The organism is Methylobacterium sp. WCS2018Hpa-22 (genome assembly GCF_031843785.1).
Classification (GTDB): Bacteria; Pseudomonadota; Alphaproteobacteria; order Rhizobiales; family Beijerinckiaceae; genus Methylobacterium.
In genome coordinates, this window is sequence record NZ_JAVTJA010000021.1 from 51,234 (window position 1) to 78,076 (window position 26,843).

At 67.1% G+C, this 26,843-nt stretch carries 28 protein-coding genes; 12 read left to right on the forward strand and 16 right to left on the reverse strand.

Features of this window, described 5'->3' with window-relative positions; genetic code table 11:
* Positions 1 to 158: 158 nt before the first annotated feature.
* The 5 genes from sucD to gloB all read right to left on the reverse strand — a co-directional run bounded on the left by sucD (position 159) and on the right by gloB (position 5,215).
* Entirely contained in the window at positions 159 to 1,043 is an 885-nt protein-coding gene (gene sucD, locus RQI43_RS21955) for a succinate--CoA ligase subunit alpha (RefSeq protein ID WP_056426894.1), read from the reverse strand.
* Positions 1,044 to 1,051: 8 nt separating this feature from the next.
* The gene (sucC, locus tag RQI43_RS21960; RefSeq protein ID WP_311276597.1) at positions 1,052 to 2,248 is read right to left on the reverse strand and encodes an ADP-forming succinate--CoA ligase subunit beta; all 1,197 of its coding nucleotides are present in this window, start codon (positions 2,246 to 2,248) and stop codon (positions 1,052 to 1,054) included.
* A gap of 114 nt (positions 2,249 to 2,362) precedes the next feature.
* Positions 2,363 to 3,325 carry a malate dehydrogenase gene (gene mdh / locus RQI43_RS21965; protein ID WP_018045796.1) on the reverse strand — a complete coding sequence of 321 codons (963 nt, stop codon included), beginning with the start codon at positions 3,323 to 3,325 and terminating at the stop codon, positions 2,363 to 2,365.
* A 290-nt stretch (positions 3,326 to 3,615) separates the two neighbouring features.
* A complete protein-coding gene (locus tag RQI43_RS21970) occupies positions 3,616 to 4,266 on the reverse strand; it encodes a TetR family transcriptional regulator (RefSeq protein ID WP_244478182.1) in 651 nt (216 codons plus the stop codon).
* 169 nt (positions 4,267 to 4,435) lie between these two features.
* The gene (gene gloB, locus RQI43_RS21975) at positions 4,436 to 5,215 is read right to left on the reverse strand and encodes a hydroxyacylglutathione hydrolase (RefSeq protein WP_311276598.1); all 780 of its coding nucleotides are present in this window, start codon (positions 5,213 to 5,215) and stop codon (positions 4,436 to 4,438) included.
* A gap of 195 nt (positions 5,216 to 5,410) precedes the next feature.
* Here gloB and RQI43_RS21980 point away from each other — a divergent pair, with 195 nt between their 5' ends.
* The 5 genes from RQI43_RS21980 (at position 5,411) to RQI43_RS22000 (ending at position 9,837) form a co-directional block, all read left to right on the forward strand.
* A complete protein-coding gene (locus tag RQI43_RS21980) occupies positions 5,411 to 6,145 on the forward strand; it encodes a class I SAM-dependent methyltransferase (RefSeq protein ID WP_056426899.1) in 735 nt (244 codons plus the stop codon).
* A 59-nt stretch (positions 6,146 to 6,204) separates the two neighbouring features.
* Positions 6,205 to 6,894: a MarC family protein gene (locus RQI43_RS21985; RefSeq protein ID WP_056426902.1), complete on the forward strand. Its 690-nt coding sequence runs from the start codon at positions 6,205 to 6,207 to the stop codon at positions 6,892 to 6,894.
* Positions 6,895 to 7,014: 120 nt separating this feature from the next.
* The gene (gene dapB, locus RQI43_RS21990) at positions 7,015 to 7,812 is read left to right on the forward strand and encodes a 4-hydroxy-tetrahydrodipicolinate reductase (RefSeq protein WP_311276599.1); all 798 of its coding nucleotides are present in this window, start codon (positions 7,015 to 7,017) and stop codon (positions 7,810 to 7,812) included.
* A 105-nt stretch (positions 7,813 to 7,917) separates the two neighbouring features.
* Positions 7,918 to 8,556 (forward strand): 2,3-bisphosphoglycerate-dependent phosphoglycerate mutase, encoded by a 639-nt coding sequence (locus RQI43_RS21995; RefSeq protein WP_056143159.1) that lies wholly within the window; start codon positions 7,918 to 7,920, stop codon positions 8,554 to 8,556.
* A gap of 309 nt (positions 8,557 to 8,865) precedes the next feature.
* Positions 8,866 to 9,837, forward strand: coding sequence for a hypothetical protein (locus tag RQI43_RS22000; protein WP_207410793.1), 972 nt, complete (start codon positions 8,866 to 8,868; stop codon positions 9,835 to 9,837).
* A 74-nt stretch (positions 9,838 to 9,911) separates the two neighbouring features.
* Here the strand turns inward: RQI43_RS22000 and grpE are convergent, their stop codons facing one another.
* The 3 genes from grpE to RQI43_RS22015 form a co-directional block, all read right to left on the reverse strand.
* Entirely contained in the window at positions 9,912 to 10,508 is a 597-nt protein-coding gene (gene grpE / locus RQI43_RS22005) for a nucleotide exchange factor GrpE (protein WP_056426914.1), read from the reverse strand.
* Positions 10,505 to 10,642 (reverse strand): hypothetical protein, encoded by a 138-nt coding sequence (locus tag RQI43_RS22010; RefSeq protein WP_156467748.1) that lies wholly within the window; start codon positions 10,640 to 10,642, stop codon positions 10,505 to 10,507. The genes grpE and RQI43_RS22010 overlap by 4 nt, the downstream gene beginning before the upstream one ends.
* A gap of 111 nt (positions 10,643 to 10,753) precedes the next feature.
* Complete coding sequence (locus RQI43_RS22015; RefSeq protein ID WP_056426917.1) at positions 10,754 to 13,543, reverse strand: [protein-PII] uridylyltransferase; 2,790 nt, start codon at positions 13,541 to 13,543, stop codon at positions 10,754 to 10,756.
* 182 nt (positions 13,544 to 13,725) lie between these two features.
* Between RQI43_RS22015 and RQI43_RS22020 the strand changes: the two genes are divergently transcribed.
* From RQI43_RS22020 to RQI43_RS22035, 4 genes are all read left to right on the forward strand, one after another.
* Entirely contained in the window at positions 13,726 to 14,700 is a 975-nt protein-coding gene (locus tag RQI43_RS22020; RefSeq protein WP_056426920.1) for an aliphatic sulfonate ABC transporter substrate-binding protein, read from the forward strand.
* A 156-nt stretch (positions 14,701 to 14,856) separates the two neighbouring features.
* Positions 14,857 to 15,597 (forward strand): ABC transporter permease, encoded by a 741-nt coding sequence (locus tag RQI43_RS22025; protein WP_056427084.1) that lies wholly within the window; start codon positions 14,857 to 14,859, stop codon positions 15,595 to 15,597.
* A 37-nt stretch (positions 15,598 to 15,634) separates the two neighbouring features.
* Positions 15,635 to 16,408, forward strand: a complete 774-nt coding sequence (locus RQI43_RS22030) for an ABC transporter ATP-binding protein (RefSeq protein WP_311276600.1) — start codon at positions 15,635 to 15,637, stop codon at positions 16,406 to 16,408.
* Positions 16,409 to 16,499: 91 nt separating this feature from the next.
* Positions 16,500 to 17,009, forward strand: coding sequence for an OsmC family protein (locus RQI43_RS22035; protein ID WP_056426926.1), 510 nt, complete (start codon positions 16,500 to 16,502; stop codon positions 17,007 to 17,009).
* An 82-nt stretch (positions 17,010 to 17,091) separates the two neighbouring features.
* Here the strand turns inward: RQI43_RS22035 and gshB are convergent, their stop codons facing one another.
* Complete coding sequence (gene gshB, locus RQI43_RS22040; RefSeq protein ID WP_311276601.1) at positions 17,092 to 18,039, reverse strand: glutathione synthase; 948 nt, start codon at positions 18,037 to 18,039, stop codon at positions 17,092 to 17,094.
* A gap of 220 nt (positions 18,040 to 18,259) precedes the next feature.
* Entirely contained in the window at positions 18,260 to 18,550 is a 291-nt protein-coding gene (locus RQI43_RS22045) for a hypothetical protein (RefSeq protein WP_056426933.1), read from the reverse strand.
* A gap of 602 nt (positions 18,551 to 19,152) precedes the next feature.
* On the opposite strand from RQI43_RS22045, the gene RQI43_RS22050 reads away from it, so the two are divergent.
* The gene (locus tag RQI43_RS22050) at positions 19,153 to 19,329 is read left to right on the forward strand and encodes a hypothetical protein (RefSeq protein ID WP_311276602.1); all 177 of its coding nucleotides are present in this window, start codon (positions 19,153 to 19,155) and stop codon (positions 19,327 to 19,329) included.
* A gap of 72 nt (positions 19,330 to 19,401) precedes the next feature.
* Complete coding sequence (locus RQI43_RS22055) at positions 19,402 to 20,208, forward strand: hypothetical protein (protein ID WP_311276603.1); 807 nt, start codon at positions 19,402 to 19,404, stop codon at positions 20,206 to 20,208.
* Positions 20,209 to 20,246: 38 nt separating this feature from the next.
* Here RQI43_RS22055 and RQI43_RS22060 read toward each other — a convergent pair whose 3' ends face one another.
* Genes RQI43_RS22060 through RQI43_RS22070 form a run of 3 tightly spaced genes read right to left on the reverse strand, consistent with a single transcriptional unit; the run spans position 20,247 to position 23,795 of the window.
* Complete coding sequence (locus tag RQI43_RS22060; protein ID WP_056427089.1) at positions 20,247 to 20,849, reverse strand: hypothetical protein; 603 nt, start codon at positions 20,847 to 20,849, stop codon at positions 20,247 to 20,249.
* Positions 20,846 to 21,529: a DUF1214 domain-containing protein gene (locus tag RQI43_RS22065; RefSeq protein ID WP_405030688.1), complete on the reverse strand. Its 684-nt coding sequence runs from the start codon at positions 21,527 to 21,529 to the stop codon at positions 20,846 to 20,848. The genes RQI43_RS22060 and RQI43_RS22065 overlap by 4 nt, the downstream gene beginning before the upstream one ends.
* Before the next feature lie 37 nt (positions 21,530 to 21,566).
* Positions 21,567 to 23,795: a PBP1A family penicillin-binding protein gene (locus RQI43_RS22070; RefSeq protein WP_311276604.1), complete on the reverse strand. Its 2,229-nt coding sequence runs from the start codon at positions 23,793 to 23,795 to the stop codon at positions 21,567 to 21,569.
* 351 nt (positions 23,796 to 24,146) lie between these two features.
* On the opposite strand from RQI43_RS22070, the gene RQI43_RS22075 reads away from it, so the two are divergent.
* Positions 24,147 to 24,629, forward strand: a complete 483-nt coding sequence (locus tag RQI43_RS22075) for a YcgN family cysteine cluster protein (protein WP_018045819.1) — start codon at positions 24,147 to 24,149, stop codon at positions 24,627 to 24,629.
* A 16-nt stretch (positions 24,630 to 24,645) separates the two neighbouring features.
* Here RQI43_RS22075 and RQI43_RS22080 read toward each other — a convergent pair whose 3' ends face one another.
* The 3 genes from RQI43_RS22080 to RQI43_RS22090 form a co-directional block, all read right to left on the reverse strand.
* Complete coding sequence (locus RQI43_RS22080; RefSeq protein WP_311276605.1) at positions 24,646 to 25,422, reverse strand: creatininase family protein; 777 nt, start codon at positions 25,420 to 25,422, stop codon at positions 24,646 to 24,648.
* An 88-nt stretch (positions 25,423 to 25,510) separates the two neighbouring features.
* Positions 25,511 to 25,948: a CsbD family protein gene (locus RQI43_RS22085; RefSeq protein WP_056426954.1), complete on the reverse strand. Its 438-nt coding sequence runs from the start codon at positions 25,946 to 25,948 to the stop codon at positions 25,511 to 25,513.
* Between the two features lie 217 nt (positions 25,949 to 26,165).
* A complete protein-coding gene (locus RQI43_RS22090; protein WP_056251411.1) occupies positions 26,166 to 26,378 on the reverse strand; it encodes a CsbD family protein in 213 nt (70 codons plus the stop codon).
* Positions 26,379 to 26,843: the final 465 nt, after the last annotated feature.

Consider the following 26,843-nt stretch of genomic DNA (forward strand, 5'->3'; position numbering starts at 1 on the left):
AGTGGCCACCCCTGCGGCGGCCCCCTGCTCCCCATGGCGCCGACGGGCGCTTCGATGGGGATGTTCGTGGCGGGGCGGCGATCAAGCCGCGCCGTTTCCTAGATAGATGCTGCGGAGCCATTTTGCACCGCAACACAAGTGACAGATTCCCGAGAACCTCACCCCTTGAGGACGTCGACCAGCGTGCTGCCGAGGCGCGCCGGAGACGGCGATACCCGGATGCCGGCCGCTTCCATCGCGGCGATCTTGTCCTCGGCTCCGCCCTTGCCGCCTGAGATGATGGCACCGGCATGACCCATGCGGCGGCCCGGAGGAGCCGTGCGCCCAGCGATGAAGCCGACCATCGGCTTGCGACGGCCGCGCTTGGCCTCGTCGGCAATGAACTGCGCCGCCTCTTCCTCGGCGGAACCGCCGATCTCGCCGATCATGACGATCGATTCGGTCTTGTCGTCGGCCAGGAACAGTTCGAGCATCGAGATGAACTCGGTGCCCTTCACCGGATCGCCGCCGATGCCGACTGCCGTGGTCTGCCCGAGACCGGCATTCGTGGTCTGGAACACGGCCTCGTAGGTCAGCGTGCCGGAGCGCGAGACGATGCCCACCGAGCCCGGCTTGAAGATGTTGGCGGGCATGATGCCGATCTTGCATTCGCCGGCCGTGACCACGCCCGGGCAGTTCGGCCCGATGAGGCGCGACTTCGAGCCTTCGAGGGAGCGCTTCACCCGCACCATGTCGAGGACCGGAATCCCCTCGGTGATGCAGACGATGAGCGGAATCTCGGCGGCGATGGCCTCGCAGATGGCGTCGGCCGCGCCCGGCGGCGGCACGTAGACGACCGATGCGGTCGCGCCGGTGGCCTCGCGGGCTTCGGCCACGGTGTCGAAGACCGGCAGGCCGAGATGGGTCGCGCCGCCTTTGCCGGGCGAGGTGCCGCCGACCATCTTGGTGCCGTAGGCGATCGCCTGTTCAGAATGGAAGGTCCCGTTCTTGCCGGTGAAGCCCTGGCAGATGACCTTGGTGTTCGCGTCGATCAGGATGGACATGGGTACTCTCAGCCCTTCTTCACGGCGGCGACGATCTTCTGCGCGGCATCGTCGAGGTCATCGGCGGGAATCACGTTGAGGCCGGAATTCCGGATGATCTCCTTGCCTTTCTCGACATTGGTGCCTTCCAGACGCACCACCAGGGGCACTTCGAGGCCCACAGCCTTCACCGCCGCGATCACGCCGTTCGCGATCACGTCGCATTTCATGATCCCGCCGAAGATGTTGACGAGGATGCCCTTCACCTGCGGATCGGCGGTGATGATCTTGAAGGCCGCCGTCACCTTTTCCTCGCTCGCGCCGCCGCCGACATCGAGGAAGTTCGCCGGCTCCTCACCGTAGAGCTTGATGATGTCGAGGGTGGCCATGGCGAGGCCCGCGCCGTTGACCATGCAGCCGATGGTGCCATCCAGCGCGATATAGGCGAGGTCGTATTTCGAGGCCTCGATCTCCTTGGCGTCCTCCTCGGTCTCGTCGCGGAGCGCCAGGATGTCGGGATGGCGGTAGAGCGCGTTCGAATCGAACGAGATCTTGGCGTCGAGGCACTTGAGATGGCCATCGCCGGTGAGGACCAGCGGGTTGATCTCCAGCATGCTCATGTCCTTGGCGGTGAACGCCTGGTAGAGCTTGGTGGTGAGGTCGCCCGCCTCCTTGGCCTGTGCGCCGGTGAGGCCGAGAGCCTTGGCGACGGCCCGGCCGTGATGGGGCATGATCCCGGTGGCCGGATCGACCGAGAAGGTGATGATCTTCTCAGGCGTGTCGTGGGCCACGGTCTCGATATCCATGCCGCCCTCCGTCGAGACGACGAAGGCGACCTGCCCGGTCTCGCGGTCCACCAGCATCGAGAGGTAGAACTCGGCGGCGATCTGCGCGCCTTCCTCGATGTAGAGGCGGTTGACCTGCTTGCCAACTTCGCCGGTCTGGATCGTCACCAGCGTCTCGCCCAGCATCTCGCCGGCGAATTGCTTGACCTCGTCGATGGACTTGGTGACGCGCACGCCGCCCTTGGCGCCAGCGGGCGCGCCCTTGAACGTGCCCTTGCCACGTCCGCCGGCATGGATTTGCGACTTCACCACCCAGACCGGACCGCCTAGCTCCTTGGCGGCAGCCTCGGCCTCTTCCGGCTTGAAGATCGGAACGCCGCGGGAGACGGGCAGGCCGAACTCCTTGAGCACCGCCTTCGCCTGATATTCATGGATGTTCATTAGGACATTTCCTCGCCTCGTCCCGCGGCAGCGCGCGGGATTGGAAGACACGACACACCGGCCTCGTTCACGCCGACGGGACACCCGCCGGCGCGCGACGCTTCTTGTGAGATTTCAGGCCAGCGCCGGGTTCACGGTCTTGCAGGCTTCGATCAGCGTCTTCACGGCGCCCACCGACTTGTCGAACATGGCCTTCTCGTCGGCATTGAATTCCACCTCGAGGACACGCTCGACACCGCCGGCGCCGATCACGATCGGGACGCCGACATACATGCCGTCGATGCCGTACTCGCCGCTGAGATAGGCGGCGCAGGGCAGCACCCGGCGCTTGTCGCGCAGGTAGCTCTCGGCCATGGCGATGGCGGAGGCGGCCGGGGCGTAGAAGGCCGAGCCGGTCTTGAGCAGGTTCACGATCTCGCCGCCACCCTTGCGGGTGCGCTCGACCATGGCGTCGAGCTTCTCCTGGGTGGTCCAGCCGAGCTTGACGAGGTCCGGCAGCGGCACGCCGGCGACGGTGGAGTAGCGCACCAGCGGGACCATGTCGTCGCCGTGGCCGCCGAGCACGAAGGCGGTGACATCCTCCACCGAGACCTTGAACTCGTCGGCCAGGAAGTGGCGGAACCGCGCCGAATCCAGAACGCCGGCCATGCCGACGACCTTGTTGGTGGGCAGGCCCGAGAACTTCTGCAGGGCCCAGACCATGGCGTCGAGCGGGTTGGTGATGCAGATCACGAACGCGTCCGGAGCGTGCTCTTTGATACCGGTGCCGACGGCTTCCATCACCTTGAGGTTGATGCCGATCAGGTCGTCGCGGCTCATGCCGGGCTTACGCGGCACGCCGGCGGTGACGATCACCACGTCGGCTCCGGCGATGGCCGAATAATCGCTGGCGCCCGTATAGGTCGCATCGAACCCGTCGACCGGAGCGGATTCCGCGATGTCGAGGGATTTGCCCTGGGGAACGCCGTCGACGATGTCGAACAGGACGACGTCGCCGAGTTCCTTCAGGCCCGCCAGATGCGCGAGGGTTCCGCCGATCTGCCCGGCGCCGATGAGCGCGATCTTGCTGCGTGCCATGGAAAACGAACCTCCAGTATCAGTGCCGATCCGCGATGCTCCGTCCCGACGGACGGGCTGCTTGCCGAGGTCGCGATCGCACGTTGATTTCGCCGCGACGGTGTGGCGGAAAAGTCCCCATGCTTCAACCCGACGTGGTCGGCGCTAAGCAGAGTTCGGGCCACAGACGTACCGCGACGCTGGAGGATGCCTTCCAAAAAAGTCTTTCGCCAGAGCATTTTAGACCAACGAACCCCTCTCCGGTTCGACGGCAAAGCTTCGGTGACAGGTCCAAAATATTGTTACTTCGCTTAAAGTGCGCCGATCCGCAGCACTTTCTGGATCGCCTGGATGACGGCTCCGAAGCGCGCCTGGATCAGGTCGACGGGCAGATCGGAATCGTGTTGCATCGCCAGCGGATGGGTGAAGCGGTAGCTCGCATCGAAGATGTAGGCGATGGCCCGCTCGCGATCCCGAGCCACGAAGGCTCCCGCAGCGATCCCCTCCTCCACCACACGCTCTACGAGACTGCGCAGGCGAACCCGGTGACGCCGAGCGATGGGCCGTGCCGCCACCGTCGCATCGAGATGGACCGCGAACAGATGGGGCTCCCGTGCCAGGACTTCGCGCTGCGCGCTCGCCAGGGCCATCAGGAGGCGCTCGATCTTGTCGTCTGCAGGGTCGGGCGCATCGGCGATGCGGGCGAGTTCCGCCTCTACATCTCTGAGCCAGCGGCCCGCGACGGCATCCAGAAGGGCGTCCTTGGATGGAAAATACCGATAGACATTGGCGTGGGTCATGCCGGCCTCGGCGGCCACCGCGACGACCGTCACCCGTTTGTGCCCGAGCCTGGCCAGATGCTCCGTCGCGATCGCCAGGAGGCGCGCATCCACCGAGAGCGGCGTGGGGCTGGCCCGGCTAATTCGGGCCTTGGGCCTGTCGGGCGGGCGGAGACCCGTCATGGGTGTAGCATCATCGCTGCCGGCCGAATCATAGCCGACCACAAAGGACGTACCTGCCGTCTCCATCGATACTCCAGCCGGCGCTGATAAGGAGGGCGGGCCGTATCCGGAGTCGGCGTCGCCCCCGCATGTCTCGCTGAGATCGAGACAGCCAGAGGCCCATAGCCGGTCAGAAGCTGTTCTTCCAGGCCCTTAATGCAGTGAACACTAGTTCCGCCGGTGAATTAGCAGAAAGATTCACTGCTTTAGCGAGGGAAGGCTCCGTGGAACGAAGGAAAGGATTGGTTGCGCGCTCATGCCTCATCGTCGTCGGAACCAGGAATCTGCCAGCGGCCTTTGCGTCCTGAGCCTCCGCCATACGAGACTTCAACGCCACGTTGTCGGGATCGGCGGCGAGAGCGAAACGGGCATTCGAGAGGACGTAATCGTGCCCACTGAAAACCTCGGTGTCGTCCGGCAGGGGGAGAAACCGCTCCAGCGACCGCCAGAGCGATTCCGGCCGGCCTTCCACAACCCGCCCGCATCCGAGGGTGAACAGGGTATCGCCGGCGAACACGATCTGCGCTGCGGAGAACAAGTAGCTGACATGGTCGTTGCAGTGGCCCGGCGTTTCCCAGACCTGCGCTTCGAGTTCGCCGACCCGGACGAGATCCCCCTCGGCGACGGCGACATCCACCTCCGGCACATCGGCCCCGGCCTTGCGCGGCGCGGTCACCCGCGCGCCGGTGCGGCGCTTCACGTCCGGGATTCCCTCGATATGATCGAGATGCCGGTGCGTCACCAGGATATCCGTGAGCGTCCAACCGGTTTCGTCGAGCACCTTCAGGACGGGAGCCGCTTCCGGCACGTCGATGGCGGCACAGGCGCCCGTCGCGGGATCTCGGATCAGCACGCCGATATTGTCGCTCCGGCAGAGGAAGGTGCGGATCTCGGGGCGGGAAACGGTCAAGAGGCGTTCCTCTCTGGTGGCGCGGTGAACCTAAGCAAGAACCGGACGCGGCGGCGAGGAGTTCCGGCATCCGGACGTTGCGGCGGACGTTGCGGGTTGTGGGCGAGCGGCCTCGTCCCCATTGATCCGATTCCTAGCCTGCGTCAAAGAACCCTGTAACTTCAAAACGTCCGGCCGCGCCGGAGCAAGCCGCCCATGCGCCTCGACGTGACCGATCTGCGCGCCTTCTATGCCAGCCCCCTCGGCGGCGTGACCCATCGCATCGTCGGGCGGGCGATCCATGGGTTCCTCGGCTCGGTCTCGGGCCTGAGGGTTCTCGGCCTGGGCTACGCGACCCCCTATCTCGGGCCGATCCACGTCATCGCCGAGCGCACGCTTGCCTTCATGCCGGCCACGCAGGGAGTCGTGAACTGGCCCGGCGGCGGACGCTCCTGCTCGGCCCTCGCCGACCCCACGATGATGCCCCTGCCGGAAGCGGCGGTGGACAGGGTGATCCTGGTCCATGCCCTCGAATCGGTGGAAAGCCCGACCGAATTGCTCCAGGACGTGTGGCGCGTGCTGACGCCGGGCGGGCGGATGATCCTCGTCGTGCCCAATCGGCGCGGCGTCTGGGCACGTCGCGATGCAACGCCGTTCGGCCATGGCCAGCCGTATAGCCGCTCGCAGCTCGGGCGGCTGATGCGGACCACCCAATTCTCGCCAGAGGGATGGGCCGAGGCGCTCTACATGCCCCCGGTGAACAGCCGGCTCTGGCTGCGGACGGCCAGCGCCTGGGAGAAGGTCGGGACCGGTCTCTCCCTCCCCTTCGCGGGCCTGCACGTCATCGACGCCACGAAGCAGCTCTATCGTCCGGTGGCGGTCCGCAAGGTGCAACGGGCAACCCGCCTCGCTCCGGCGAGAGTACTGGTTCCCACCCCCTCCCCGGGCTGAACCGAGGCCACTCGATTCAGGCATCCGACCAAGGCTCCAGACCAAAGGCAGCCGTTTCCATGTTCAGCCTCATCGCCCCGGAAGCGGCGCTCCACAGCTTCATCTTCGCGTTCTCGAGCCTCTTCTCGATCGTCAATCCGGTCGGCTCGGCCCTCATCTTCTCGCAGATCACCGCGCAGAACTCCCATCCGGAACGGGTGGAGATCGCCAAGCGCATCGGCTTCTACTCAGCGCTGATCATGCTCGCGGCCCTATGGGCGGGGGCGCCGATCCTCAACTTCTTCGGCGTGTCGCTGGGTGCCCTGCGGATCGCAGGCGGTCTCGTGGTCGCCGCCTCCGCCTGGACCCTGCTCAGCGCACCCGAGGCTCGTGAGGCACGGAAACATGCCGAGGCGACCCATGATGCTCCCGACAGCGTCGCCGACGTGGCGTTCTTCCCCCTGACCCTGCCCTTCACGACGGGCCCCGGCACCATCGCCGTCGCGATCGCCCTCGGCTCGAACCGGCCCGTTCCGGGGCCCGACCGGATCGGGTTCTATCTCGGCATGTCGCTGGCGGCCCTCGCCATCGCGCTCCTGGTCAGGTTCACCTACGGCTCGGCCGACAGGGTGGTGACCGCCATCGGCCCGGTCGGCGCAAGGGTTCTCGGCCGGCTCTTCGCCTTCCTGCTCCTGTGCATCGGCACCCAGATCACCGTGAACGGCGTCACCGACGTCCTCGGACCGATCCTCGCCGCCGGCAAGCGCTGAGCGGACAGGCCCGCACACCGACAGCCTCGCCTTGGCCAACCTCGCCCTGGCCAACCTCGCCTTGGCATCGCCCGGTTGAGGCTGTACCGCAGGCGCGAATTCTCGTGGAAGGACGACAGGATGCGGCTCGCAGTGGTCGGTGCCGAGGGGCGCATGGGGCGGATGCTCATCCGGGCGGTGACGGAGACCGAGGGCTGCACCCTGAGCGGCGCCGTCGAGCGCGAGGGCTCGCCCGCCCTCGGCCAGGATGCAGGGACCCTCGCCGGCCTGCCGCCGCTCGGCGTCAACGTCACCGACGATCCGCTCACGGTCTTCGCGGCCACCGACGGCGTCCTCGATTTCACCGCCCCCTCGGCCACGACCTTCTTCGCCGAACTCGCCGCCCAGGCCCGCATCGTCCATGTCGTCGGCACGACTGGCCTCGCCGAAGCGGATATCCACAAGCTCGTTGCGGCAGCGCACCATGCCCGGATCGTGCGCTCGGGCAACATGTCCCTCGGCGTGAACCTGCTCGCCGGTCTCGTGCGGAAGGTCGCTGCGGCTTTGGGCGAGGATTTCGACATCGAAATCGTCGAGATGCATCACCGCATGAAAGTGGATGCGCCCTCCGGCACGGCCCTCCTCCTCGGGGAGGCGGCCGCGGTGGGGCGCGGCGTCAACCTCGCCGAGACGCGCGTTTCCACCCGGGACGGCCATACCGGCGCGCGCCGGCCCGGCGATATCGGCTTCGCCACCCTGCGTGGCGGCACGGTGGTGGGCGACCACAGCGTGACCTTCGCCGGACCCGGCGAGCGCATCACCATCAGCCACCATGCCGAGGATCGGGCGATCTTCGCCCGTGGCGCCGTACGAGCGGCGTTGTGGGCCCATGCCAAACCTCCAGGCCTCTACGGCATGGCCGACGTCCTCGGTCTCTGATACGAGCGCCCGGTCATTGACTGTTCAGGTCGGCCGGTACACCAGCCCCGCAGGCGCAGATTCTGTTGCGTCGCACCATTCACCGAGAAATAGGATGGACGTCTGATGGAGCGCCTGCTCGTCCTCGCTCGCCACGGCCAGAGCGAATGGAACCTCAAGAAGCTTTTCACCGGCTGGCGCGATCCGCAACTCACCGAGCTCGGCATCACCGAGGCCAGGACCGCCGGCCGCTGGCTGAAGCAGCAGGGCTATGCTTTCGACGTCGCCTTCACCTCCAACCTTCAGCGGGCACAGCATACCTGCGCGCTGATCCTGGAGGAGATGGGCCAGGGCGGCATCGAGACGGTCCGGTCCGAGGCGCTCAACGAGCGGGATTACGGGGACCTGTCGGGCCTCAACAAGGACGATGCCCGTGAGCGCTGGGGCGATGCCCAGGTCCATCAATGGCGCCGGTCCTACGACATTCCGCCCCCCGGCGGCGAAAGCCTGAAGGACACCGCAGCGCGCGTGCTGCCCTATTATATTCAGACCATCCTGCCGCGCGTCATGGCCGGCGAGCGCGTCCTGGTGGCCGCCCACGGCAATTCGCTGCGTGCGCTGGTGATGGTGCTCGACGGGATGACCACGAAGACCATCGCGAGTCTCGAGATCGCCACCGGTATCCCCCTCGTCTATCAGCTCAAATCCGACACCACGGTGGAGAGCAAGGCCGTCCTTGAGCGGGACATCGACCACGACGCTTGACGGCAAAGCGCGGTGAAAGCCGCGCCGGGCATCGGTGCGCGGTTCCCGAACAGACATCCAGCACGCCTATGCTCCCTCGTTCCGCCGAACGTGGCTCCGCCCGGGAGGCGGGCCGACAGCGGCGTGGAGCCACGGCCCCGCCGCAGGCCGACCGGAACGCTTGACAGCGGGAAGGTGTGGGCCGACCCATCGTCGGCGAGCCTTCCTCACGAAGGCCGCGCGAGCCCTTCGCCTTGACCGGAGTCGTCTCGCGTCCGAACACCTGAACCGGAGCCGCAACAGGCGGCTCCGTCGCGGAGAACCGATCCGATGCGTCTGCGTAATCTCGTCCGTCCGGTCGCGGCACTGGCCCTGATCGCCGGGCTCTCGTCAGGCGCCATCTCCGTGGCCTGGGCTGCCGATGCGATCTTCCCGCCGAGTTCGCGCTTCGGCTTCACGCCGGCCTCGGACATGACGTTGTCCAAGCGGTTCTCCGGATTCGAGCGGATGGAAGGCGGCGCGACGCTCTCCATCGTCGAGCTGCCGTCGACGGCCTTCGTCGACCTGGAGAAGAGCTTCACCGACGAGAACCTCCGTACGCAGGGGTTCGTCGTCGCGACGCGGGAAGCCATCAAGGTCGCGGGTGACGTGGATGCCGTGCTCTTCACGGGGGAGCAGCCGGCCCCGGAAGGCGCCAACACCCCAGCCATCAAGAAATGGCTGCTGCTCGTCGGTGACACCACGGTCACGGGCATCATCATCGCCCAGACCGTGCCGGATGCCGAGACGCCGGAAACCATGCGGAACATGCTGACCAGCGTGAAGATCCGGCCGGAACTCACCCTGGACGAACAGGTCGCCGCGCTGCCGTTCCGAATCCGTGAATCGGCCGGCTTCCGTCCCGTCCGGGTACTCGCGGGTAATTCGGTCCTGATGACGCAAGGTCCGAAGGACCAGATGCTCAATCTCGAACAGCCCATCCTGGTGCTGGCCCAGGCCGTCCAGCAGCCGCCCCAGCCGGAGCAGCGCGATGCCTTCGCCCGCGCCGCGCTCTACTCGAACCAGACGATGAAGGATTTCGCGGTCGAGCGTTCGCAGACCTACCGCCAGAACGGCGTCGACTGGCACGAGATCGTTGCCCGCGCAGTGGATGGCCCTTCGAACACGCCGGTGGTGGTCTCGCAAACCATCCGGTTCGCGCCGGACGGTTACCTCCGCGCGCTCGGCGTGGTGCGGGCCGACCAGCGCAGCGCCATGCTGTCGAAGTTCCGCGAGGTCATCGACAGCGTCGAAGTGAAATAGCCGGGCGGCAGCCTCGCCCGGGAGGTATCGTCCGGGACGAGGCTGCGGTCATCATTTGATGTTCGGCCGATGCGTCAGGCCGCGTCCGCCGGACTGGCGGCGGCCTTGGGTCCACCCTTGGCGACACCCACCAGGGCCGGGCGCAGGACCCGGTCGCCGATGATGTAGCCGGACTGCATCACCTGCACCACCGTGCCGTTCGGGACCTCGGCATTGGGAACTTCGAACATCGCCTGGTGGCGGTTCGGATCGAAGCGCTGGCCCTGCGGCTCGATGAGCTTCACGCCGTGACGCTCCAGGGTCTTGGCCAGATCGCGCTCGGTCAGTTCGATCCCGTCGATCAGCGCCTTGAACGGCCCCTCGGCAGCCGAGGCTGCCTCAGCCGGCACGCTCTCCAACGCACGACGGATGTTGTCGGCCGCGTTCAGCATGTCGCGCGCGAAATTCGTCACGGCGTAGGTCCGCGCATCCGCCACCTCGCGCTCGGTGCGCCGGCGCAAGTTCTCCATCTCGGCCAGAGTACGCAGGACGCGATCCTTCAACTCGTCGCGCTCGGCGATCAGGCCCGCCAAAGCCTCGGCGTTGTCCTCCGCACGCGCATCGGTCTTCGCCTCGGCTTCCGCCGCCGCGTCGGCGCGCTGCCCATCATGCTCCATGTCGTTCGCCATCATCGCTCTTCGTCGATCGCAGGTTGCTCGTCCCGCACCGGTCGTCGGTCATAGTCGCCGGCGACCCACAGCACGCGGTCGATCGGAATGGGGTCGGGCCACGACGCCGAGACCCGCTCGACGGGGGTCGGCATCATGCTCCGGGATCGGAGGTGATATCAGACGCGCAGAGGATGAAATCAAGCCGAGCGCCGCCCTGGTGCCGTCTCCCGCCTCAGCCCCCTGCGTGATTCATGCCTGCAGGGGGCTCAGGCTTCCCGCGGAGGCGGCGACTCCACTAGCGCTTCCAACCCCTCCGCCCTCAGGGCAGCGACATCGCTGGCGAACACCTCCATGACCGCGTTGCGGATCGCCGCCTGCCGGTCGGGCTGGATCACCCGGGTGCCGGTAAGATCGGTGACGTAGAAAACATCGACCGCCCGCTCGCCGAAGGTCGCCACATGGGCGGAGGTGATGTTGAGGCTGAGGCGCCCGAGGGCGGTCGTCAACTCGTAGAGCAGGCCCGGCCGGTCGAGGCCGGTGACCTCGACGACGGTCTCCCGGCTCGACAGGGCGTTGTCGATCGCCATGTCGGGGGGGATCAGGAACGTGTTGGAGCGGTTGCTCGGCGGATGCCGGTCGGCCACGAGATCGGCGATGCGGATCTCGCCCCTCAGCGCCCGCTCGATCGCCGTGGTGATGCGCTTGGCGCGGCGCAACTCGTCGTCGTCCCGCTCGAAGGCGCGGGAGATGAAGATCGAATCGAGGGCGAAGCCGTCGGTCGTGGTGAAGATCTGCGCGTCGACGATGTTGCCGCCCAGCGCCGCGCAGGCCCCGGTGACGATGGCGAGGAGACGCGGATGGTCGGGTGAATAGACTGTGATCTCGGTCACGCCCCGCGTCGGGTCGGTCTCGTAGACGGTGGCGACGGTGCGACCGTCTTCCATGACACCGCGCACGAACCCCGCATTCTTGAACTGCCGGACGGCGTCGACCTTCAGCCAATAGGCCTGGTTGTGCCGAGCGGCATAGGTATCGAAGAAGGTCGGATCCCAATCCGCCAGCTGTTCGCGCAAGCCCATCTGGATGAGGCGGACCCGGTCGGTCCGGGCGATCTCGGAATGACCGCCCGACAGGAGCACCTCGGTCTCGTCGTAGAGGGTGCGCAGCAGCGTGCCCTTCCAGGCCGTCCACACGCCCGGCCCCACCGCCTTGATGTCGGCGACGGTGAGGATCATCAGGAGTTTCAGCCGCTCCATGGTCTGAACCACGGAGGCGAATTTCTGGATCGTCTTCGGGTCGGAGAGGTCGCGGCTCTGAGCCGTCATCGACATCAGCAGGTGATGCTCGACCAGCCAGGCCACGATCTCGGTCTCGGCCTGGGTGAGGCCGAAGCGCGGGCCGATCTTCTCGGCGATGGCCGCGCCGGCGATGGAATGGTCTTCCGGTCGCCCCTTGGCGATGTCGTGCAGCAGCACCGCGACGTAGAGGGCGCGGCGGTGGCTGATCGTGTCGATGAGCCGCGTGGCGATGGGGTGGTCTTCGGAGACCGTGCCGGAATCGATGGCCGCCAGCACGCCGATCGAGCGCAGCAGGTGCTCGTCCACCGTGTAGTGGTGGTACATGTTGAACTGCATCAGCGCGACGATGCGGCCGAAATCCGGGATGAACCGGCCGAGCACGCCGGCCTCGTTCATGAGCCGCAGGATCGTCTCCGGCGAGTTCTTCGACGTCAGCACGTCGAGGAACAGGGCGTTGGCCTCCGTGTCGGAGCGCAGCGAATGACCGATGAGCCGAAGCGAACGGGTGGCGACCCGGGTCGCATCCGGGTGGATCGGCAGGTTGTGGCGATCGGCGAGCCAGAACAGGCGGATCAGGTTCACCGGATCGCGCGAGAAGGCATCGGCGGTGCGCAGGTTGATCCGACCATGATCGTCGATGAAATCCTCCGCCTCGATGGCGGTGGCGCGGAAACGATCACGGAAACGGCCGATCCAGCGGTCGAGGACCGGCGTGCGCTTGGCATGCCGCGCCTCGAGGGCAGCGCAGACGATGGCTGTGAGATCACCCACTTCCTTGGCGATCAAAAAATAGGCCTTCATGAAGCGCTCGACGCCCGACAGGCCGCCGCGCGGCTCGTAGCCGAAGCGTTCGGCGATCCGCGGCTGCAGGCCGAACGAGAGCCGCTCCTCGGACCGTCCGGTGACGAAATGCATGTGGCAGCGGACGCGCCAGAGCAGTTCCTCGCAGCGCTCGAACACCCGGTACTCCTCCGGCGTGAACAGGCCGGCGGGGACGAGTTCGCTCTGATCGCGGACGCGGTAGGTGTATTTCGCGATCCAGAACAAGGTGTTGAGGTCGCGCAAGCCCCCCTTCCCGTCCTTGACGTTGGGCTCGACGAGGTAGCGCGAGGCCCCCGATTTCGAGACGCGGGTATCGCGCTCGCGCAGCTTGGCCTCGACGAATTCCGGTGCCGTCCACATGACGAGCTCGGTGTCGAACCGCGTGACCAGCTCCTCGTACAGCGCCCGCGCGCCGAAGAGGTAGCGCGCCTCGAGGAGGGAGGTGCGGATCGTCATGTCGGCCCGCCCCTCGCGCAGGCACTCTTCCACCGAGCGCGTGGCGTGGCCGACCTTCAGCTTGAGGTCCCACAACACGTAGAGCATCGCCTCGACGACGCTCTCGGACCAGGCGGTCTGCTTGTAGGGAAGCAGGAACAGGAGATCGATGTCCGATCCCGGCGCCATCGTGCCACGGCCGTAACCGCCAGTGGCCACCACCGCGAGCTGCTCGCCCGTGGAGGGATTATCGTTGGGGTAGAGCCGCCACACCACCGCATCGTGGATCGTGCGGATCACCGCATCGGTGAGGTTGCTGATGCGCTGGGCGCAGGCGGTGCCGTTGCGCTCCTCCATCAGCCGGGCTTCGGCATCGGCATGCCCGAGCTCGATGATGCGGCGGAGCTGCGGCACGAGAAGAGCGCGCAGCTGCGTCGCCTCGCGCACGTCGCGGTCGAGAGTGGTGAGGACCGTCTTGAGGGCGTCGGCGGCGTCGAACATGCGCAAACCCGTTATCATGTTCCCGGTCGGACACCAGAGACAACGCTAGGCAGAGGCGTAGATGTGATGGGCACTCGGCATGATGTCGTTCGACGTGCCGGAAAATCTGTTTGACGAAACGAACGGTCCTGGCTACCTCGGAAACCCCGCGCCGCTGCCGGGACCATGGAGACCATTGACCGATGACACTGTCTCGTCGCGCCATCCTGAGTGTCATCTGCGGCGCCGCGTCGCTTCTGCTGATGCCGCGCCACGGCGAGGCGGCGGAGGTCAAGGAGATCCGCCTCGATTGGGCAACCTACAACCCGGTGAGCCTGATCCTCAAGGACAAGGGTTTCCTGGAAGAGGCCCTGAAGGACAAGGGCATCAAGGTGCGATGGACCCAGTCGCTGGGCTCCAACAAGGCGCTGGAATTCCTCAATGGCGGCGCCATCGATTTCGGGTCCTCGGCGGGGGCCGCGGCTCTGCTCGCCCGGATCAACGGCAACCCGATCAAGGCGGTCTACGTCTTCTCGCGTCCGGAATGGACGGCACTGGTGACCCGCAAGGACAGCGGCATCACCAAGCCCGCCGACCTCAAGGGCAAGCGCATCGCGGTGACCCGCGGCACCGACCCGCATATCTTCCTCATCCGCGCGCTTCAGGGCGCCGGGCTGACCGAGAAGGACGCCAAGCTCGTCCTGCTTCAGCATGCCGACGGGCGCACCGCCCTCGACCGGGGCGACGTCGATGCCTGGGCCGGCCTCGACCCGATGATGGCGGCCTCCGAGATCGAGAACGACGACGTGCTGTTCCACCGCGATGCCGCCGCCAATACCTGGGGCGTGCTCGACGTGCGCGAGGATTTCGCCGCCGCGAACCCGGACCTCGTCCGCACCGTCATCGCCGCCTACGAGACCGCGCGCGACTACGCGATCAAGAATCCGGACGCCCTGAAGAGCGCCCTCGTCACGGTGACGAAACTGCCGGAGACGGTGATCGCCCGCCAGATCGAGCGGACCGACCTCACCCGGCCCGCCATCGGCAAGGCTCAAGCGGAGTCGATCACCGCCGCCGGCATCGCCTTGCAGCAGGCCGGAGTGATCCCCGCCGGCACCGACGTGAAGGCGGCGGTGGACGGGCTGATCGATCCGCAATTCGCACCCGCCGCCCGCTGATCCGTGAACGAGTCCGCTGCGACCGAGCGCGCTGTGATCGAGCCCGCTGCGACCGCCTCCGTGGTGTCGGCCGCGCACGACGCGGCTGACGGGACGGCGTCGCCCAAGCCACGGGGGGACACTTTCTGGCACCGGGGCGGCCGCCTCGCGCTCGGCCTGATCCTGCCCCTGGCCCTGGTTATCGGGTGGGAGTTCGCCGTCCGCACCGGCCTCGCCCAGGGGCGGCTGATGCCTCCGCCGAGCCGGATCGCGGCGACCCTCCACGACCTTGCCGCCTCGGGCGACCTGTGGATGCACGTCCAGGCGACGCTGGTGCGCGTCGCCCTCGGCTTCGCCTTCGGCGCCCTGGCCGGCATCGCGGCGGGCGCCTTGACCGGGGCGCTTCCCACAGCCCGCCATATCCTCGACCCGACGCTCCAGGCACTGCGTGCCGTGCCGTCCCTCGCCTGGGTGCCGCTCTTCATCCTCTGGCTCGGCATCCTCGAGACGCCGAAAGTGACGCTCATCGCCGTGGGGGTGTTCTTCCCGGTCTATATCGGGGTGGCGGGGGCCATCGCCTCCGTCGACCGCAAGCTCATCGAGGTCGGACGCATCTTCCGGCTGTCGAAGCTGCAGCTCGCCCGGCGTATCCTGCTTCCCGCCGTCCTGCCCGCGACCCTGACCGCCCTGCGCACCGGCCTCGGCCTCGGCTTCCTGTTCGTGGTCGCCGCCGAGCTGATGGGAGCCTCCGAAGGACTCGGCTACCTCCTCATCGACGGTCAGCAATTCAGCAAGGCCGACCAGATCCTGGCGGCGATCATCGCTTTTGCGATCCTCGGTAAGCTGGCCGATGCCGTCCTCGTCGCCGTGACCCGGCCTCTCACGCGCTGGCAGGACACGGCGCGGGAGACGTTGTAGGTCCCCTCACCGGATCGAAGAAGGCTGGTGCCCCGCGATGCTCACCCTCGATAGCCTGTCCAAGACCTATTCCGACGGCACGCGGGCGCTGGAGCGCATCGACCTCGCCGTGCCCCAGGGCGAGATCGTCGCGCTCATCGGCGGCTCGGGCTGCGGCAAGACCACCTTGCTGCGGCTCGTCGCGGGGCTCGACCGGGCGAGCGAGGGCCGCATCGTCCTCGACGGCGAGCGAATCGCGGAGCCGCATCCGGGCGTCGGGCTCGTTTTCCAGGAACCGCGCCTGCTGCCCTGGCTCGATGTCGCCGACAATGTCGGCTTCGGCCTCGGCCACCTGCCCCGGGCGGAGCGCAAGGCACGCGTCACCCATGCTCTGGACATGGTGGGTCTCGCCGAACATGCGGGCCGCTGGCCGCGGGAACTCTCGGGCGGGCAGCAGCAGCGCGTCTCCATCGCCCGCGCCTTCGTGGCGAACCCGCGCGTGCTCCTCCTCGACGAACCGTTCTCGGCGCTGGACGCCTTCACCCGCAAGGACCTGCACGGCCATCTCCTCGCCCTCTGGCAGGAGACGAAGCCGACGATCCTGATCGTCACACACGATGTCGGTGAGGCAGTGGCGCTGGCCGACCGGGCGGTGGTGATGCGCCCCAAGCCCGGCCGGCTCGACGATGCGATTCCCCTGGCGCTGGCCCGGCCGCGCGATCCGGCCTCGCCGCATAGCGAGGCCGCCACCCGCCGCATCCTCGCCGCCCTGGACCGCTCGCTGAAGCCGGCTCAAGCGGCGGCGCCTACGGAGGCGGCGCAATGGTGGTGAGCCCTTCCCTGGCGTCCGGGCGCATCCCAGGTTAGACGCCGAGGCAAAGACCAAGACGACAATCGCACCAAGACGATCGAGGAAACACCCGATGGACGCCACCACCCTGCGCTCGCTCCAGGCCCCTCTCAAGGACCAGTACCGCAATACGCCGGAATCGGCCGTCATCACCCTGAAGGCCAAGGGCACCCTCGACGACACCTCCATCGCCTGTAAGGTCGAGACCGGGCGGGCGCTTGCGGTCGCCGGCCTTCACCCGGCCACCGGCGGGTCCGGCCTCGAACTCTGCTCGGGCGACATGCTGCTCGAGGCGCTGGTCGCCTGCGCCGGGGTCACGATCAAAGCGGTGGCGACCGCCCTTGAGATCGATCTGCGCGCCGGCACGGTGAGCGCCGAGGGCGACCTCGACTTCCGCGGCACGCTGGGTGTCGACAAGGAAGCGCCGGTGGGCTTTCGCGCGATCCGCCTGAACTTCGCCCTCGACACCGATGCGCCGCAGGAGAAGCTCGACCAGCTCCTCAAGCTGACGGAGCGCTACTGCGTCGTGTTCCAGACCCTGAACCACAAGCCCGAACTCGCGGTCCACGCGTCGAAAGGCTGATCGGCGAAGGCGAAGGCGTCCCAGTTGGCGCCTTCAGCCCTCGCGCCGGAAAAGGGGCGTGGCCCGGCGCTGAAAGATGCGCTCAGGCTGCCGCGATTCGCCCTTCGATCGCATCCCAGACCGAGACCGCCAGATCCGGTCCCCCGAGCCGCTTGATGGCGCGTATGCCCGTGGGAGAGGTGACGTTGATCTCGGTGAGGTTGCCGTCGATCACGTCGATGCCGACGAGGATGAGGCCGCGCCGGCGGAGCTCCGGACCGATCGTGGCGCAGATTTCCCGCTCGCGCTCGGTGAGGTCGGAGGCCGCCGCCGCCCCGCCGCGCACCATGTTGGAGCGGATGTCGTTGAGCGCCGGGACACGGTTGATCGCGCCCATGGGCTCGCCGTCCACCAGGATGATGCGCTTGTCGCCCTCGGTGATCTTGGGAAGGAAGCGCTGGACCACCCAGGGTTCGCGGAACGTCACCGAGAACAGGTCGAACATCGAACCGAAATTGGCGTCCTCCGGCAGCACCCGGAACACCGCCGCGCCGCCATGTCCGTGCAGGGGCTTCATGACGATGGCGCCGTGCTCGGCCCGGAATGCCTCGATCTCCGCCTTGTCGCGGGTGATCAGGGTCGGCGGCATGAGCTGAGGGAAATCGAGGACGAACAGCTTCTCGGGCGCGTTGCGCACCTCGGCCGGGTTGTTCACCACCAGGGTCCGAGGATGGATCCGCTCCAGCATATGGGTCGCGGTGATGTAGGCCATGTCGAAAGGCGGATCCTGGCGCATCAGCACCACGTCGACCTCGGCCAAATCGACACGCTCCACGGCACCGAGGGTCGCGTGAGCGCCCTCCACATCCTGGACTTGGAGGGGTTCGACCCGCGCGGTCACCACCTGACCCTGCATGGAGAGGCGGTCCGGCGTGTAGAACAGAAGGTCGTGGCCTCGCGCCTGCGCTTCGAGGAGCAGGGCGAAGGTGGTGTCACCGGCGATCCTGATCGCCTGGATCGGGTCCATCTGAACCGCGACGGTCAGAGCCATGGCGCACGAGCCTCATTCACGTTCGAGCATCGGCGAAGGCTCGGGGACCCGCCCGTCCCCAGTCTTCGTCGGACGCAGCAGGCCTAGTCGACGGCCCGGCTCGCGTCGACAGACTTCTTACCGGGACGCGTCGCCGAGGGGTGACTTTTCCCTGTCGGCGAGACTTGTCTCCGTGGTCCCGCCTCAGCGGGACCTATCCTCTCAGCGGGACTTAATCTTCTCAGCGGGACTTGCCGCCGGTGCGACGGTCGTAGTCGCCGATGGCGTTGCGGCATTCGGGAGAGAGACGAGGGCGATTGCGCTCCATGCACTTCTCGGCCTCGTTGCTGTTGGGATCGACCCCGGCACAGAGGCGGAAGTAGTCGTTGGCGCAGCCGAGCTGCAGGCCCTGATCTTCACGCTGGGCCTGGGCTGGGCCGGCCGCAAGGAGAAGGAGCGCGAAGGGAGCGGCTTTCAGAGCCACGGACAGGCCCTTCGAGAGGCTGGAGGATCGTGTGGTCGCCACGCGCATTCTGCGTTGTCCTTCGCTCGGATCGGATTGAGGCGGCATATCTGCCGCTGCCATGGGTTAGCAAGCGCGCGGGATGCCGTCCTTGTTCCGGCCAAGGCTCATCGGACACGGGGGCGGACGGTGAGCGTGTCGTGCCGGTCACACTTTTTGCTCGATGCACCGCGAGACGGGTCATGAAAATGGCCCCGCTCATAGGTGGAGCGGGGCCGAGTACAAGGGAGGAAACGCCCGCCATGGGCAGCGAAGAGCGAAGCAAGGAGCAAGCCAGGGCTCGTTTCCAACTGCTATTCGGAGGGCCCCGTCGCTGCGGCGAAATTGCCACGCGACCGCGTTCCCCAGGTCAGCCGTCCCGCGCTACCCTTCGAATTGAAGGAGTGCAGAAACCTTTCGTTAACTACCCCGTGATGATCTCCGCTCTGCATCACGATGGATTGAGAGTTCGACGGGGCCAGGCCCCGACGGGATTCGAGTGGACGCTTCCGACAGGTTCGGGTGGTGCGGATCGAGGATCGATGGGATCGCCAGCGATGACGCCTGACCGCAAGTCCCAGAAAGCCGACCTACATACCGGAGAGCCTTCGGGCGACCGGGGGGATCGTTCGATGACGCGCCCGACCGCGAGCGTCGTGCCGTTCCGCCAGAGCGCCGTCCGCCGCTTCCGCAGGGAAGACGAAAGCGCAGACGGCATGGCGGGAGAGATCCTGCTGTTCACCGGCGTCCGCTACGAGCGCATGCCCGACCCGGCGTTGCCCGCCCCCCGCCAGCGCCGACGCTCCTGACGCCCCACGCCTCTTGAGACCCCGCCTCCGGTCACCGCGAGCCGAGCAGCACCGTCACTCCGAGGAAGCGCGATGCCGGCGTCCCATTCCGTCAGCTCCACCCGACGCCCGGTCCGGACCGCAACCGCCGCCGCACTTCTGCTGTTGGGAGGCTGCGCCCAAAAGGGTGATTTCGGCCGTCCGGCCCCGAGCGCGTGGAACAGCCTCGTGGCATCCACCGGCACCGTGGCCGCGCATTACCGCAACGAGCCGGCCTCGTATTTCCCGCTCACGGATGACGAGCGCACCCTGCGTGACCGGGCCTGGCGCTTCCTGATGCCGGCAGCCGAGAACGAGGCCTTCACCGACGCCCTAGCCAATCTCACCCGCACCCGCGTGCTGCCGCCGAGTTGGCGGAACGATGACGTCGCCAGCTATCACGCGGCCCTGGTCGCGGAGCCATTCCGCTCGCCCGTTTCGCGCTATCGTCGCCTGTCGGACGACATCACGGCGGATGGGCGCCTGATCCCACTCTTCGTGGCTACGGCCGCGCGGGTGGCGAATGCCGATACCCTGCGCCTGCGCAGCCTGCCCTTCGTGAAGAGCCTGGACGACGAGAGCATTCGGCAGGCCGCCATGCGGGTCGCCGAGAACCGCTGCCTCGTGGCCTGGGTCCGGCTGGAGACGGGGGTTCGAGCGGAACGTTACCGCTACGCCCTGCAGCATCTCCTCGTGGAGGTCCCTTCGGTCGAAGCCGTCTCGGTCGAGCGCAGCCTCGCCGGCCTCGACGGACGCCGGGTGATGCTCGACCCGCTGCTTCCGGCGGAGGCCGAGGCGCGCTGTGGATTGGTGGAAGCGCCCGTTCCCCAGGCCGCCCTCCCCATCGTCGCGAAGTACTGAATCAGGGCTGCCCGTCCGGAGAGGATGGGGGCCGGCCCTCAGCCGCCGGATTTCGCAGCGTCCTCGGTCGGGCTGTCGATGGTGCAGGAAACGGCCTGGACCGCCTCGTTCGCCGCCTGCCGCTGGCTCGGAAGGGCCGCGACCACGCGCACCACCACGAAGCCCTCCCGCTCGGTGGCGACGATCCGCACGTCGCGGCTCACATCGTTCTCGTCCTCGTTGGCCAAGGCTTCGTCGTATTGGGCACGGGTGAGGATCACGAGGTCGAGGGCGCCGCGCACCGCCGCCTGATCGGTGACGGCGTAGAAGGCCCCCCGCCGGCCATGAACGGCCAGGGACAGCATCAGCGCGCCGGTCCGTGCCGAGACACGCATCGGACCCTCGGCGAGGTTGTAGGCGCAGATCCCCACGGCGACGGAGGGATCGGGAATGGGCAGCCACGCCTCGGCTGGAGCCGGGTTGATGCCGGTGGCCAGAGTGTAGACCGGCATCGCGTGATCGAGCGTCTCGCTGGTGCGTGCCTTCGTCAGCGCGTCGGATTCCGACAGGCTCGGGATCGCCAGCACGACGACGATATGCACCAGCCCGGCCAGGACGAGGCCGGCGAGGGTCGCGAGAAGGAAACGGCCGGTCGGGTTCATTCCGCGCATTCCGTGCGGGAGATCGTGGGAACCGCGGATCGCTCCACCGTGCCGGCGCTGGCCGCCACCGGCGTATCGTAGAGGCGGAGCGCCAGCCGCACCGGGCCGGCAGCGCGCGGCATGGGCAGCCAGTTGCCGGGCTGGACGTCCGGGGCGAGGACGATGGAAAAGCGCCCGTCCACGTCGCGCAGCACCTCTGTGGAGGTGAAGCCTTCGCGCATCACAGGCCGGTCGGGGTCACGCTTGCCGCGCCCGGCGACGGTGATGGTCCAAGCCCGTGCAGGAGGCGTCGCGCCGGCGATCCGGTAGGTGCAGGTGGCATTGAGGGCGCGGCCCTCGTCGTCCTGGGAGGCGGTGAGAAGCAGGCCTTCCCCCACCGCCAGGGGAATCTCACCGCGCCGGGCATTCACCGCGCGGGCATACGGATCGGCGCCGAGCGAGCCCGTGCGCGGCCAGGCGACCCAGCTCCCCACCGAAACGCCGCCGAACGGATAGCCGCCCCGCGTGGCGTAATCCGCCGTCGCCAACCCCAAGCCCGCGCCGAGGGCGAGCGTATAGAAGACGAGCCCAACGCGGGACGTCCGGCGTAGGACGGCCCGAAAGGCGCGGCTTCCCCGGCCGGCGACGCCCGCGATGCCCGGCATCGCGCCGGACCGGGCAGGGTGATCTGTGGTGCTCATGCGGCGGCTGACATCCTGGGGCCGTTGGACACCGTCGCTACGGGATGCCAATGCGGCCGCCGACCGGGCGGGCGCCATCGGCCACGGCGCGCGTGGTCTCCCCAGCGGCGGCGCGGGCGCCGGCGGGCGTCCCCGCCTCCACGGTGCGGAACAGTCCGTTCATGCTGCCGATGACCTCGAACGAGCGCCGCGAGAGCTTGCCGGCCGCACTGGCGGCGGCGTTGGGTGGTGAGGACGACCCGGCCTGCGCGATCGGACGGGTGTTCTCCTTGAGGCCCGGCATCGCCTTCAACTCGATTCCCTGGTGAGCCGTTTCCATCACGTCGTGCCAGGCCATGGCGGGCAGCGAGCCACCGGTCATCTTGTTGGTGGAGGTGGAATCGTCGTTTCCGAACCAGACGGCGCCCACGTAATTGCCGGTATAGGCCACGAACCAGGCATCCTTGTAGGCGTTGGTCGTCCCGGATTTACCCGCGACCTTGATGCCGTCGAGCTGCGCGCGACGGCCGGTCCCCTCCTCCACCACCTTGTTCAACATGAAGTTCATGTCGGCCACCACCTGGGGGGAGAGGATCTGCTCGGGCTTCTCGTCGGCATGGCGGTAGATCACCTCGCCGGAGGAGTTCTTCACCTCCATGGCCGCGTAGGGCTTAGCCTTGCGGCCGCCATTGGCGAACACCGCATAGGCTGCCGCCTGATCGATGACGTTCACCTCCGCCGAGCCGATGGGAAGCGAGACGGAATCGGTGAGCGGGGTGGTGATGCCCATGCGATGGGCCATTTCGATGATCTTGGCGCGTCCGGCCTTGGCAGCGGGGAAGTCGCCCTTGATGCCGATGGCCTTGCCGAGTGCGACCGAGATCTGGATCGGGATCGTGTTGATGGATTTCGCCACCGCCACGGTAAGGTTGGTGGCGCCGGAGAACGAGCGGCCGTAATTCTGCGGGCACCAATTGCCGAGGCAGATCGGCCGGTCCACGACTCGGGTGTCCGGCCGGTAGAGGCCGGCGGCGAGACCCGCCGCATAGACGTAGGGTTTGAACGACGAGCCCGGCTGGCGCAGGGAATCGGTGGCCCGGTTGAACTGGCTCTCGCCGTAATCGGCCCCGCCGACCATGGCGCGCAGCGCCCCGTCCGGATCGAGGATGACCATGGCGGCCTCGTCCACGTCGTACTGGTCGCCGTACTGCCGCAGGATGTTCTCCACCGCTTGGTCGGCACGTTTCTGGATACCGATATCGAGGGGCGTCTTCACGATCAGCACGCGGTCGCCGCGCAGCTTGCCGGCATCCGCCATGCCCTTGATCTCGCCGAAGGCCCAGTCGAGGTAGTAATCGGCGGTGATGTCGCGGGTGCGGGTCACCGGCGTCGCCGGGTTGCGCAATGCCGTCTGAATCTGGCCTTCGGTGACGAAGCCGGCTTCCACCATGTTGTGGAGCACGTCCACCGCGCGGGCGCGGGCAGCCGGCAGATTGACGTGCGGCGCGTATTTCGTCGGCGCCTTGAACAGGCCGGCCAGCATCGCGGCCTCGGCGAGGCTCACGTCCTTCAGGGGCTTGCCGAAATAATAATCGGCCGCCGCAACCGCGCCGAAGGTGCCGCCGCCCATATAGGCGCGGTCGAGATAGAGCTTGAGAATGTCGTTCTTGCTGAGATGGCTCTCGAGCCACAGCGCCAGGAACGCCTCGTTCACCTTGCGCTCCAGGGAGCGCTCATTGGTGAGGAACAGGTTCTTGGCGAGTTGCTGGGTGATGGAGGAGCCGCCCTGCGTGTTGCCGCCGCCGCGCGAGTTCGACACGAGGGCGCGCGCCGTGCCGATCGGGTCGATCCCCCAATGCTCGTAGAAGCGCCGGTCCTCGGTGGAGACCAGCGCCTTGATCATGCTGTCGGGAAAGTCGTCGAGCTTCAGCGAGTCGTCGTGCTTGATCCCGCGCCGCCCCACCTCGACGCCGTAGCGGTCGAGGAAGGTGACGGCGAGATCCTGCTGCTTCAGCCAGTTCTCGCTGGTGAGGTTGAAGGCGGGTTGCGCGAGGGCCAGCATCAGAACGGCGCCGCCGGTCCCGAGCGTCACCGCTTCGCTGGTGAGATCCAGGGCGACACGCTTCCAGCCGCGCACCGAGAAGATCTGCATGCGTTCCTGGAAACGCTCGTAGGTCTCGGCGGTGGAGCGGCCGCTGTCGTACAGGCTCGCATTCACCCAGGCATCGAAGCCGAGGGCGGCGTGTTTCAGGCGCGTCAGAAGCGAGGTGGCTTTGGGCAGGCGCACGACGTGATCTCTGTCCCTCAACGCACGGCCGGCACCGCTCACCGATGCCGCAGGTCAAGCACTACCAAGCTCCGCGCGTCTTCGCGAGGCCCGGCAATCCACACCACCCGCCCTTCGGCAGGGGAAGAACGCGGACGGCCCGCACCATAATGCGTCGGAAAGCGAAAACGTCGCGACGTCGGCGAGAATAACCCTTCGTCAACCTTGATCCGGGAATGGGGCGCGGAGGTGGCGCGGCTTGCCGATCAGGCCCACATGCGTCAAGGAGCCTGCGCGCTCCGCCCTCCGTTTCGAACCCCGAAGGTGCTCCCGATGAGGGACCGCACATCCCCCCTCCTTGCCCCGGACCCAATGGCACCCGAGCCATCGAAGCCGTTCTGGCGGGAGAAGACCCTCGACGAAATGTCGTCGTCCGAGTGGGAAAGCCTGTGCGACGGCTGCGGCCGGTGCTGCCTGCTGAAGCTCGAGGATGACGATACCGGCGAGGTCTACCATACCGATGTCGGCTGCACCCTACTCGACGGGCTCGCCTGCAACTGTCGCGATTACGTCAACCGCCAGAGACGGGTGCCCGATTGCGTCCGCCTGACGCCGGAGGCGGTCCGCACCATCCCGTGGCTGCCGCCGACCTGCGCCTATCGCCTCGTGCGCGACGGCCAGGATCTCTATCCGTGGCATCCCCTCGTCTCAGGCCGTCAGGCCAGCGTCCACGAAGCCGGCATCTCGGTGCGCGGCCGGATCTCGGGCAACGAAGAGGAGTTCACCACCGACGAACTTCTCGACCAGATCGTCACCTGGCCCGGCCGCACCCCGGAGACCGAGGACGAGGATTAGGCGCCGCGAAGGCGCCTCACGGATCGAGACGGAAGCGATCCACGTCGCGCAGAAGATCGAGGAAGGCTCGCGCACCGTGATCGAGGGCCGCGAGGCCGGCTTCGCGCGTGCCGAGAGTCGCGTTGCCGATGGCACCCGAAGGATGGAGGTCTTGCGACTTCCAGGCGAAGGCGGCTGGGCGGCCGGCGCGCAGGTGAGTGAAGTCGCGCTCCATCGCGACTGAGCGAGGCTCAAAATCGGCTATGGCCTGCCGACGCACCGCATCGGGTTTCAGCGCCAGCATCAGCGCCGTCTCGACGGCGCCGGCATGGATGCCATGCCTGATTTCGTCTTCGGGAAAGAGGCCCGGCGGGTAGCCGAAACGGCTCCAGGCCGTGGTGACGGCGAGCATGCCGAGACTGCGCAGGTCGCTCGCCACGAGGTCGATGAGGCCACTATTGCCACCATGGGAGGTGACGATGACGAGCTTGCCGCATCCGGCGCGATGAAGGCTGCGGCCGATCTCGCCCCAGGCCCGCAGGGCCGTCTCGGCTGTGAGGGTCAGCGTGCCGGGAAACGCGTCGTGCTCGTTCGATTTGCCGATGCTCTGGACCGGCAGGACCAGGATGTCGAGGTCGCTCGCATCGAGTTCGGCCAGCTTGGCGAGATAGCCTTCGGCGATGGTGACATCGGTGGACAGCGGCAGATGCGGGCCATGCTGCTCCACTGCCGCCACGGGGAGGATGGCGATGGAGTGGCCGATGGCGGATTCGATCTCGCCGGTCGTGAGATCGAACCAGTTCCGCACCGCCATGGTCGTCGTGTCCCTTGCGGCCCCGCGCCGCCAGGGTGGTCTTCTAGGCCGAATAGGTCCTCACAAGAAGGGTGTCCGGATCTCGGACTCAGCGCGAGGGGCGCAACAGCCATCCGAGCCCGAAGGCTGCCGCCGCCACGAGGGCGAGCGTGACGGCCTTGTTCTCGTCCGCCCGAGCCGCCACCGCCCGGCCGTGCCGCACGGCTTCACCCCGGTAGTGACGGCCGCGGCGCTGAGCTTCGTCGGCGAGTGCATACCCACGGTCGGCGATCGCTTGGCGACGCTGCTCTGCTTCGTCGGCCAGGGCATGGGCGCGGGAGCTCGCCTCGCCGATGAAGCGTTCGCCATCGCGGCGCAGGTCGTTCACGGTGTCGCGTGCTTCGCCATACGCGTATTGCGCTGCTCCGGCGGCCTGATCGTATGCGCCTTCGACCTGCTGGCGCGCGCGGCCCGTCACAGCGCCGATGGCCGTCTTGCCGCGACCCTGCAGATTGCGGACGCCACCGTCGAAATGATCTCTGTTCATGGACACATCTCCATTCGCGAGTCGATGGAAGGGTGTGGGCCCGATCCATCCTGCCGTCGCACCGATCCGGGCACTGGCCCTGAATCGGGCTCCCGGTCCCGGCTCTTGGAATCGTTGTTCGGGCTTTGATTCTGTTTCAGCCGGACGTCGCATGGACGTCGATCTACAGTGAGGGGAGAGATACTCCCCTCACCGGACTGGCCATCGGGCCGGATCGTCAGATCTTCTTGACGGCGTCGGCAGCGCTCTGAGCCGCGCCCTTGATTCCGTCCTTGGCGTCGCCCACGGTCTTCTGGGCCTCACCTTTCAGTTCCTGTGCTTTGCCTTCGGCCTGCAGCTTCTCGTTGCCCGTGGCCGAGCCGACACCCTGCTTGATGTTGCCGACGGCTTCGTTGGCGAGACCCTTGATCTTGTCGGTGGTGCTGCTCATCGAAATGATCCTCATGATCGCTCGGGGAGGCCGGGACGCGGCATGCGCCGGGCACCGCGAAGTCGAAAGCCGAACGATAACAATTGCTGAAATGTTCCGATTCGAGGCCGTGGAATTGTACGATTCCCGACTGATCCGGGTGAGGAACTCCGCAGCTGAGCACTGGCGTGAAGTTAAAGGCCTCCGCAGCAAGAGTTTGAATTTTTTATACGCGTGATCCAAATTTTTTGTTTCGGCTTGCGACGCCATTGCCAGCAAAGTTTCTTGAATTCAAAATATTCCCGGCTAGAACTCGGCAAACAACAGACGAGACACCGAGGAAGACGGTCATGACCGTTCGCGCCGCCATCCCACGTTCGGGCGGGACCACCCATCCGACCCTGGGCACGGCGTCCGCACCGCCTTTCGGGCGCTGGGGTCAGCTGGTGATCGGCGTGATCTGCATGGTGATGATCGCCAACCTGC